Source organism: Gilliamella sp. Choc5-1 (assembly GCF_001690595.1).
GTDB lineage: Bacteria > Pseudomonadota > Gammaproteobacteria > Enterobacterales > Orbaceae > Gilliamella > Gilliamella apicola_M.
Genome location: NZ_LZHH01000093.1, coordinates 1 through 9,042, shown reverse-complemented (window position 1 = coordinate 9,042; position 9,042 = coordinate 1). Strand labels below are relative to the sequence as shown.

Annotated in this window: 10 protein-coding genes and 1 pseudogene; 1 reads left to right on the top strand and 10 read right to left on the bottom strand. The window is 33.2% G+C overall.

The annotated features are described in order from the left end of the window. From A9G35_RS12940 to moaC, 6 genes are all read right to left on the bottom strand, one after another. Positions 1 to 328: IS3 family transposase (locus A9G35_RS12940; protein ID WP_141673725.1), on the bottom strand; the 328-nt coding region annotated here is incomplete at its 3' end. Continuing rightward, positions 328 to 585: a transposase gene (locus A9G35_RS08295; protein ID WP_034909955.1), complete on the bottom strand. Its 258-nt coding sequence runs from the start codon at positions 583 to 585 to the stop codon at positions 328 to 330. The genes A9G35_RS12940 and A9G35_RS08295, both read right to left, overlap by 1 nt. 238 nt (positions 586 to 823) lie before the next feature. Next, entirely contained in the window at positions 824 to 1,555 is a 732-nt protein-coding gene (locus A9G35_RS08290) for a Bax inhibitor-1/YccA family protein (RefSeq protein ID WP_065636461.1), read from the bottom strand. A 59-nt stretch (positions 1,556 to 1,614) separates the two neighbouring features. Further along, positions 1,615 to 2,058, bottom strand: a complete 444-nt coding sequence (gene moaE, locus A9G35_RS08285; protein ID WP_141673834.1) for a molybdopterin synthase catalytic subunit MoaE — start codon at positions 2,056 to 2,058, stop codon at positions 1,615 to 1,617. 4 nt (positions 2,059 to 2,062) lie between these two features. Then, positions 2,063 to 2,308, bottom strand: coding sequence for a molybdopterin synthase sulfur carrier subunit (moaD, locus tag A9G35_RS08280; protein WP_034910232.1), 246 nt, complete (start codon positions 2,306 to 2,308; stop codon positions 2,063 to 2,065). A gap of 10 nt (positions 2,309 to 2,318) precedes the next feature. Then, positions 2,319 to 2,804 (bottom strand): cyclic pyranopterin monophosphate synthase MoaC, encoded by a 486-nt coding sequence (moaC, locus tag A9G35_RS08275; protein ID WP_065575089.1) that lies wholly within the window; start codon positions 2,802 to 2,804, stop codon positions 2,319 to 2,321. A gap of 202 nt (positions 2,805 to 3,006) precedes the next feature. Here moaC and priA point away from each other — a divergent pair, with 202 nt between their 5' ends. Further along, a complete protein-coding gene (priA, locus tag A9G35_RS08270) occupies positions 3,007 to 5,175 on the top strand; it encodes a primosomal protein N' (protein WP_065636460.1) in 2,169 nt (722 codons plus the stop codon). Positions 5,176 to 5,218: 43 nt separating this feature from the next. On the opposite strand, the gene A9G35_RS08265 is transcribed toward priA, so the two are convergent. The 4 genes and pseudogenes from A9G35_RS08265 to A9G35_RS08255 all read right to left on the bottom strand — a co-directional run bounded on the left by A9G35_RS08265 (position 5,219) and on the right by A9G35_RS08255 (position 8,969). Further along, positions 5,219 to 5,530, bottom strand: a complete 312-nt coding sequence (locus A9G35_RS08265) for a ComEA family DNA-binding protein (RefSeq protein ID WP_065636459.1) — start codon at positions 5,528 to 5,530, stop codon at positions 5,219 to 5,221. A gap of 153 nt (positions 5,531 to 5,683) precedes the next feature. Next, the gene (locus tag A9G35_RS08260) at positions 5,684 to 7,549 is read right to left on the bottom strand and encodes a SurA N-terminal domain-containing protein (protein WP_081300170.1); all 1,866 of its coding nucleotides are present in this window, start codon (positions 7,547 to 7,549) and stop codon (positions 5,684 to 5,686) included. 148 nt (positions 7,550 to 7,697) lie between these two features. Beyond that, a pseudogene (locus tag A9G35_RS14155) lies at positions 7,698 to 7,859 on the bottom strand (IS5/IS1182 family transposase); the annotation flags it as partial. A 28-nt stretch (positions 7,860 to 7,887) separates the two neighbouring features. Next, a protein-coding gene (locus A9G35_RS08255; RefSeq protein WP_442903177.1) for an IS3 family transposase occupies positions 7,888 to 8,969 on the bottom strand; the annotation gives its coding sequence in 2 pieces (ribosomal slippage) (positions 7,888 to 8,723 and positions 8,723 to 8,969; 1,083 coding nt in all). Positions 8,970 to 9,042: the final 73 nt, after the last annotated feature.

Sequence of the window (9,042 nt, the reverse complement as noted above, 5' to 3'; positions counted from 1 at the left end):
ATAGCCTTTCTGGGCTTCGTGGAGGAATGCGCTGTTTACGCTTTATCCTGAGATTAAGCTTTAATTGGCAATACACCCGATATACCCGTTTATGATTCCATTTATAGCCGAGCTTTCTGATACGATTAAAACATTTAGGAAAACCCCAGCGTAAATGCCTTTCCGTGATAGCATTCAACACCGAAATAATCACCGAATCATCCGGTAACTTAGGTTTATAATAGTAAGCACAACGGCTTAAGCCAACAATGGCACAACTCATAGTAATAGTAACTGAATGATTTTGTTGTAGTTGCTGTGCCCACGTTTTACGTGCCTTTGTGGGCACTAAAGCTTTTTTATGATTTCTTCCTGAAGCTGGGATTTTAAACTTAACTCAGCAAACATCTGCTTAAGCTTGCGATTTTCAGCCTCCAGCTCCTTTAAGCGTTTGATATCCGAAGTTTCCATTCCGCCGTATTTTTCTCGCCATTTATAGAAAGTTGAATTACCCATGCCATATTTACGGCACAGTTCTTTAACCGGAATACCCGCTTCAGCTTCTTTTAAAATAGCGACGATTTGATGTTCAGTCATTTTTTTCATAATTAAATCCCCTTTTCTTTTATCATAGAGAATTTTCTACTTTTTTGCTGTACTATTTTAGGGAATAGTTACAGCTAGTTTTGTTACGTTTTTTTAGGCCATTTTTTAATTTATTTAATAAAATCCAAATTAAAAATCCTGTTTATGGTTTAAATAAAAAATAAACCCCGAATTATATCGAGGTTTGTCATCAATCTGAGGGCTCAATTTAGAGCCCTTTTATTAGAATTAAACACAATTATCGACGATCTGCAAGAGCTCTCAATAACATTAAGAATAAATTAATAAAATCAAGATACAGTGTTAATGCACCTAAAATAACAAAGCGTCTAAACATATTAGGATCATCTTGTTGTAATTGGTCTCCAAATTGCTTCAATTTCTGTGTATCATATGCAGTCAAACCAGCAAAAACAAATATACCAATATAAGTAATTGCGTTCATTAATGATTGACTTTGCATAAAGAAATTAACCACTGAAGCTATAACAATACCCACTAATCCCATAAATAAAAAGCGTCCAAAAGCTGACAAATCACGTTTAGTGGTATAACCATATAAAGCTAATGCCGCAAACATACCAGCACAAATAAAAAAGACACTAACAATAGATGAACCAGTGTACACTTCAAAAACGGGTGTTAAAGTTAACCCACTAATAACAGAATAAAGCATAAACAATGTCGTTGCTGTACTGCCTGATAATTTATTAATCATGCCAGATAAAACAAATACTAACCCTAGTTCAGCCACTATCAAAACCCACGAAAATACACTAAGAGTGTACAGTCCTCTAGGGGTAACAGAAAACAATAAGCCTTCCATCGCAGGATTAGATGATGCAAACCACGCAACAATTCCTGTTAAGAATAAACCAACAGTCATCCAACCATAAACATGACTCATGTATGTTTGAATACGACTACCTGATTGTTCAATGACTGAACCATTAGGTGAATAATTTTTCATTAATTACCTCTCATTAAAATGAATGATATAAATCCATATCATTATATCCTAAATAAATACTAATGCCATTTTTTCAATGCTTCTTTATCTGTTTTTTTTGCTTCAACCCATCTTTCTCCTTGCATAGTTCGTTCTTTTTTCCAAAAAGGCGCTTCGTTCTTTAATACATCCATAATGAACTCTACTGCTGCAAACGCATCTGAACGATGTGCGCTACTTGCTCCCACAAAGACAATCTTTTCATTTGCGCTAATTTCACCTACTCGATGAATTACCGCAACTCGACTTAATTGCCACCGCTTTCTGGCTTGGGCTATAAGATTACCCAAGATTTTCTCTGTCATTCCTGCATAATGTTCTAAAAATAAGCTTATTATTTGTTTTTCATTACTACGAACTTTGCCCATAAAAGAGACAACAGCACCATCTTGTGGTAATTGTGAAAGCCAGTCGTTTAGCTTATTAACATCAATCGGCTGCTCACTAACCTTGATAAGATCCATAATGTTATCCACCTGTTACAGGAGGAAAGAAAGCAATTTCATCACCTTCTTTCACAATATAATCAAAATCAACCAAAGTTTGATTTACAGCGCATAAAACAGGGTTTTCCTTAAATGCCAAAAACCATTGTTCACCACGTTCACTTAACTGATCGATAAGATAGGAAACTGAAAGTTGATTAGCATCTAACATAACACTCTCAGTCCCAACTAATTCTCTAATTTGAGCGAAAAAAATAACTTTATTCATCTTCTATCTATTAAACCTTTTGGGCAATAAAGTCCCCTGACCTACCACCACTCTTCGTCAACAATCTTACTTGAGAAATCACCATATCTTTTTGAACCGCTTTGCACATATCGTAAATGGTTAAAGCAGCAACGGATGCGGCAACCATTGCTTCCATTTCAACACCTGTTTGCCCATTCAATCGACAAAACGATTGAACTCGGACACAATTTTTTATTTGATCTACTTCTATGTTAATTTCAATTTTACTCAAAAAAAGTGGATGACAAAGCGGAATAAGCTCCCAAGCCTTTTTAGCAGCTTGAATCCCTGCAATTCTTGCTGTTGCAAAAACATCGCCTTTATGATGTTTACCCTCAATAATCATCTTCAGTGTTTCAGAATTCATTAAGACTAATGACTCAGCTCTTGCTTCGCGTGTTGTTATTAGTTTTTCAGACACATCAACCATATAAGCTTCACCTCGCTGATTAATGTGCGAAAATGATTCACTCATCCTTTAATCCTTAACATTTTATTAATCATCAATTTTTACCAAGATAGCAAATTTTATTAATAGTTACTACTAATCCTTTTTAAGCTATTGATGTAATAAATCTAGATGAATAAAAACTAGATTGTTTTTATAACTTTTGCGGGTTATGTAAAAACTGCGTACAATATAGCTTTATATAAATTATAATACCTGTGATTTTTTAATGCTTATCGCTCATATAGCCTTACCGGTACCACTTTACCAAATATTTGATTATCAATTAACCAAACCAGCTCAAGTTGGAATGCGGGTTAAAGTTCCTTTTGGTAAACGTGACGCAATAGGAATTATTGTTAGTATTGACGAAAAAACCGAATTTGATATTGAAAGCTTAAAAACGATTACAACTGTTATTGATACTGAACCTGTTTTTACACCTTCTATTTGGCGGTTGTTAAACTGGGCTGCTAGTTATTACCATTATCCTATTGGCGAAGTTCTTTTTCATTCTATACCTGTTTTATTACGACAAGGGCGAAAAGCAATCAAGGAAGACACCAAACGATGGCAATTAACTCAATTGGGTAAAAATATTGATTTGAAATCACTATCACGATCTTCAAAACAAAAACTATTATTATCATCATTTAGAAATAATACAATTTCTGACAATGATTTTAGCAATACTATATATCGTCAATTACAGAAAAAACAACTTATTGAGCAAGTAACAAGTCAACCAGATAATATTAAATGGCAAACAAACTTTTCAACTAACACTAGTTCAATTCAATTAAATAGCGAACAACTCTATTCTATAGAAAAAATTAATAAACAAAATGATCAATTTGGAGTATTTTTACTGGAGGGTGTGACTGGTTCAGGAAAAACAGAAGTTTATTTAAATATACTTACTAATATTTTAGCTACTGGTAAGCAAGCATTAGTATTAGTTCCTGAAATTGGTTTAACACCGCAAACTATTAAACGTTTTAAACAGCGGTTTAATGCACCAATTGATATTTTACATTCAGGACTAACTAATAAAGAACGACTTAACGTTTGGTTAAGAAGTAAAAACGGAGAAAACGCAATAGTTGTCGGCACTCGCTCATCACTTTTTACTCCATTTAAAGACTTAGGAATGATTATTATTGATGAAGAACATGATAGTTCCTATAAACAACAAGAAGGTTGGCGTTATAATGCCCGAGATTTAGCTATTATCCAAGCTAAATTTAATAATATTCCAATTGTTTTAGGCTCTGCAACACCGTCGCTTGAAACACTCAATAATGCACAAAATCACAAATACCATTTATTACAATTAACCGAAAGAGCCGGTAATGCAATGCTCGCCAAACAGTCAATTTTGGATCTGCGTGGGTTAGTACTTACTGCAGGTTTATCTCAACCATTAATTGAACAAATAAAAAAACATTTATCTAATAACAACCAAGTCATGTTATTTTTGAATCGTCGGGGCTTTTCACCATTGTTAATATGCCATGATTGTGGTTGGATTGCTGAATGTCCTCGCTGTGATAAACCTTATACATTACATCAAAAACAACACAAAGTTATATGTCATTATTGCGATACATCAAGGATAGTGCCCAAGCAATGCCCCAAATGTGGCTCAACGCATTTAATGCCTATTGGGTTTGGGACAGAGCAACTTGAACATCAGCTTGAAATTCTTTTTCCTAATATTAAGATTAGTCGCATTGATCGAGATACAGTGAGTAAAAAAGGCGCATTAGATAACTATTTACAAAGTATTCAACAAGGTGGAGCACACATTTTAGTAGGTACTCAAATTTTAGCTAAAGGCCACCACTTTCCTGATGTCACTTTAGTTGGAATTATCGATGTTGATGGTGCTTTATTTTCAAGTGATTTTCGGGCAACTGAACGATTTGCTCAAATTTATACACAAGTATCAGGAAGAGCTGGTCGTGAAATTAAGACAGGGCAAGTTATTTTACAAACATACCATCCTGAGCATCCTTTACTTAATGTTTTACTAACTGACGGTTATCAAAAATTTGCCAAACTAACATTACAAGAAAGGCAATACACTCAACTACCACCATTTAGTTACCAAGCATTAGTTCGTGCAGCAGATCGCAATAATCATTATGCTCCAAGTTTTCTACAACATATTTATGATTGGTTAAAACTACATTATGACCATACGCTATGGCAACTTGGACCAATGCCGGCAAATCAACCTAAAAAAGCGGGGTATTATCGTTGGCAGTTACTACTTCAACATACAAATAGGCAACAGTTACAGAAAATATTAAATCAACTATTAATGGAAATAAATAAATGGACTGAAACATCAAGAGTAAAATGGAGTATTGATGTAGATCCTATTGATAATTAGACTACTGTTATTTCCACCAATCTTAATTGATGGAAATAATAAATTATAAAATTATTTTACCGGCATTTTTATCTAGTGTTGCTTGGCCAATACCTGAAACTTCCTTTAGCTGCTCAACTGAAACGAAAGGACCAAACTTTTCTCGATATTCTATTATCTTCTGAGCTTTACTTGTCCCAATCCCTGTTAATACTTTTGATAATTCTTCTGCTGTTGCAGTATTGATGTTTACTTGAACAATTTGTTTTTGTTCCTGTTTACCAGAAACTGATGTTGCAGGCACTGAATTGGCAAAACTTGTGGATGAAAAAATAAAACTTGATAACATAATACATAATAGTGAAAATATTTTCATTTGATTAACCTCTAAAAATAGTTACGCAAGTAAATTTGCATAATAACTATCTCACTTAATCAGATAAAAAAATTTTATGAATTATAGAAATGAGAAAAGTCACCTAAGTGACTTTTCTTTTTTTCAATTACTGCTACTATTTTGAGAACTAAATCACAGATTAGCATCAGGCATAATCTCAATCTTAGCCTTAGAACGTATATCCGCTGTAAGATAAAAATATGTATTATTAATAAATAAAGGTAACAATTCAGAAGAAATATCGTTATATTCTTTTGGTGTGTCTACTTTAGTTAGAACAACAATGTAAGCATTTTTATCATCCAAAAATTCTACACCGTAAACAGGTTTATTCTCTACTGAAGGATTTAAATTGAAAACCATATCAATAACTTGTTTATTAAGTTCGGTTGAATTTCGATTTAAAGTATATTTTTTTACAAACTGCACATTTTTGGCTTTTCCTGTTTCATTTAATTCAGCCAATATATTATCAACACTGGATTTAAATTTATTCTGAGTCATTTGGGTAAGAAGTTTTTTATGGATTTCATCTTTAACTTCGTCAAATGATGCTATTCCTTCAGGGCGATAATCAATTGTTTGTACAACAAAATCATACTGTTTATTGTTTCTATCAACAGGTATTAAATCAGAAATGTTACCAGTCGTTTTACCATCAACAATCATTTCTTCACTAAATATTACATCTCTAACCTCAGGATGAGAGGCAATTGAGAACTTATCATCGAAAGTAATCCAATCTGAAGTTTTTACTTCGCCTCCAACTTTGTTAGCAAGTTCTTCAATGCTCTTAGGCGATTGGCTCAATGCTGTTTTAATTTTGTTCTCTTCACTTTCTAATGCTTGCTTAAGTTTTTTATTAAAGAGTTCTGAATGAATTTGATACCTTATGTAATTAAAATCCATAGTTTTTTTAGGTTGGATACCATCTAATTTCACTATTGTATAACCGTTATCAATATTAATTGGTGACGAAATTTGTCCTACTTTTTTCAAGTTAGCATCTTTAAATACTTGAGGTAAAGAATCATCGTCAGCAAACCATCCCAATGAACCATTTTTACCATATGGAGAAATACTTTGATTTTGATTAACTGTTTTAACAGTATCCTCAAAACTAACCTTAGCAGAAGAAAGATTTTTGGCAATATTATTAGCTTGCTCTTTATCAGTAACAAAAATTACACTATAAGCTTTCTTAGCTGGATATGAATAAGCTTTAATATTTTTATCATACTCATTTCTAAGCTCACTCTCAGTAACATCAAGTGTTTTTCTTATTATATCTTCAGAAGTTAAAATATATTTAACTTTCACTCGCTCATTTTTAAAAAACTCTTTTAAATGTTCATTATAATATTTTTGCTCATCATCTAATGTAATAGTTGACTCATCAATATCACTTACAGAAGTATTAACCGAAGTAGCGTATATGCTTCTAGTTTGATTTTTAAGTGAAGATATTTCTGAATCAATTGGCAAAACAAAATTACTATTTGTTAAGGAATTAATAACCTGTTGTTGTTGTAATACCGTCTTTATAACTTCGGCATAACTATCTGAAGTCAAATTATTTTTCGCTAAAGTTTCTAAATATGTTTGGTTATCAAATTTACCCTCTTTAAAAAAATATTTTTGTTTCTTAATAAAATTCTTAACCTGATCACTACTAATAACTACACCAATATCTTGCGAAAATTTATAAGCTAAATAATTATCAATTTGATAGGATAATACATTACGGCGTATCTGTTTAATAAAAGAACTACTGCCACCAGATTTTTCTATTTTTGCTTTAGCTTCGGCTTCAAATCCAGCTCGGCTAATACCTTCGCCATCAACTTTTGCAATGTACTGTTGTTGATCTCGTACACTATTATTACCACCACCAAAGCCTAAAAATCCGACGCCAGTAAAAATAAAACATACAATAATTATTGCAAAAATAATCTTAACAACAATACTATTTGCTGCTGTTCGGATTGTTTCCATCATTTCTTGCGATTCTCCATATACCTAATGTTGAACTTTGCAAGTATAGCATATTTAACTAAATTGGCTATTACCATAATGTTGAGCTTAAAAAAAAGATCAACTTAAAGTTGATCTCAGATTGATGACAAACCTCGATATAATTCGGGGTTTATTTTTTATTTAAACCATAAACAGGATTTTTAATTTGGATTTTATTAAATAAATTAAAAAATGGCCTAAAAAAACGTAACAAAACTAGCTTTATCGCTATTTTCTTGATATTTTGAGCCGCTGCGGCCAATAAACACTGCATTTGAACTGTAAATACCCCAAACCTAGTACACAACTCACATAGAAAATTAAGCTGCCTGTTTTAGTGTTTTATACTCAATTGGTGTCATGTTATTTAATGCCTCATGCGGTCTTTCGGTATTATAAATCGTTAACCATTCTTCGGTTATTCTCCTTGCTTGCGCTAGGTTGTTAAAAAGATATAAATCTAACACTTCAGTTCGATAAGTCCGGTTAAATCGTTCAATGTAACCATTTTGATAAGGGCTACCGGGTTTGATGTAATCTATAGTTATACCATGTGTTTTTGCCCAATTAGTAAACGTGTTTCCGGTGAATTCTGGTCCATTATCGACCCGTATTTTTAATGGATATCCATGATATTCGGCCAGTTTATCTAAGTAACGGGTAATCCTTCCTGCTGGTAAGCTTACTGCAATATCAATCCCTAACGCCTCACGATTAAAGTCATCGATGACATTGAATGTCCTAAAGCGACGCTGATTACGACTACTGTCACTCATAAAATCCATTGACCAACATTCACCTTGTTTATTGGGTGCTGATAGCCTTTCTGGGCTTCGTGGAGGAATGCGCTGTTTACGCTTTATCCTGAGATTAAGCTTTAATTGGCAATACACCCGATATACCCGTTTATGATTCCATTTATAGCCGAGCTTTCTGATACGATTAAAACATTTAGGAAAACCCCAGCGTAAATGCCTTTCCGTGATAGCATTCAACACCGAAATAATCACCGAATCATCCGGTAACTTAGGTTTATAATAGTAAGCACAACGGCTTAAGCCAACAATGGCACAACTCATAGTAATAGTAACTGAATGATTTTGTTGTAGTTGCTGTGCCCACGTTTTACGTGCCTTTGTGGGCACTAAAGCTTTTTTATGATTTCTTCCTGAAGCTGGGATTTTAAACTTAACTCAGCAAACATCTGCTTAAGCTTGCGATTTTCAGCCTCCAGCTCCTTTAAGCGTTTGATATCCGAAGTTTCCATTCCGCCGTATTTTTCTCGCCATTTATAGAAAGTTGAATTACCCATGCCATATTTACGGCACAGTTCTTTAACCGGAATACCCGCTTCAGCTTCTTTTAAAATAGCGACGATTTGATGTTCAGTCATTTTTTTCATAATTAAATCCCCTTTTCTTTTATCATAGAGAATTTTCTACTTTTTTGCTGTACTATTTTAGGGAATAGTTACA

Bases quoted from the DNA above. Each gene is read 5' to 3' on its own strand.
- A9G35_RS08290 (WP_065636461.1), bottom strand. From the start codon at position 1,555: ATGAAAAATTATTCACCTAATGGTTCAGTCATTGAACAATCAGGTAGT.
- A9G35_RS08260 (WP_081300170.1), bottom strand. From the start codon at position 7,549: ATGATGGAAACAATCCGAACAGCAGCAAATAGTATTGTTGTTAAGATT.
- moaE (WP_141673834.1), bottom strand. From the start codon at position 2,058: ATGGATCTTATCAAGGTTAGTGAGCAGCCGATTGATGTTAATAAGCTA.
- priA (WP_065636460.1), top strand. From the start codon at position 3,007: ATGCTTATCGCTCATATAGCCTTACCGGTACCACTTTACCAAATATTT.
- moaD (WP_034910232.1), bottom strand. From the start codon at position 2,308: ATGAATAAAGTTATTTTTTTCGCTCAAATTAGAGAATTAGTTGGGACT.
- A9G35_RS08295 (WP_034909955.1), bottom strand. From the start codon at position 585: ATGAAAAAAATGACTGAACATCAAATCGTCGCTATTTTAAAAGAAGCT.
- A9G35_RS08265 (WP_065636459.1), bottom strand. From the start codon at position 5,530: ATGAAAATATTTTCACTATTATGTATTATGTTATCAAGTTTTATTTTT.
- moaC (WP_065575089.1), bottom strand. From the start codon at position 2,804: ATGAGTGAATCATTTTCGCACATTAATCAGCGAGGTGAAGCTTATATG.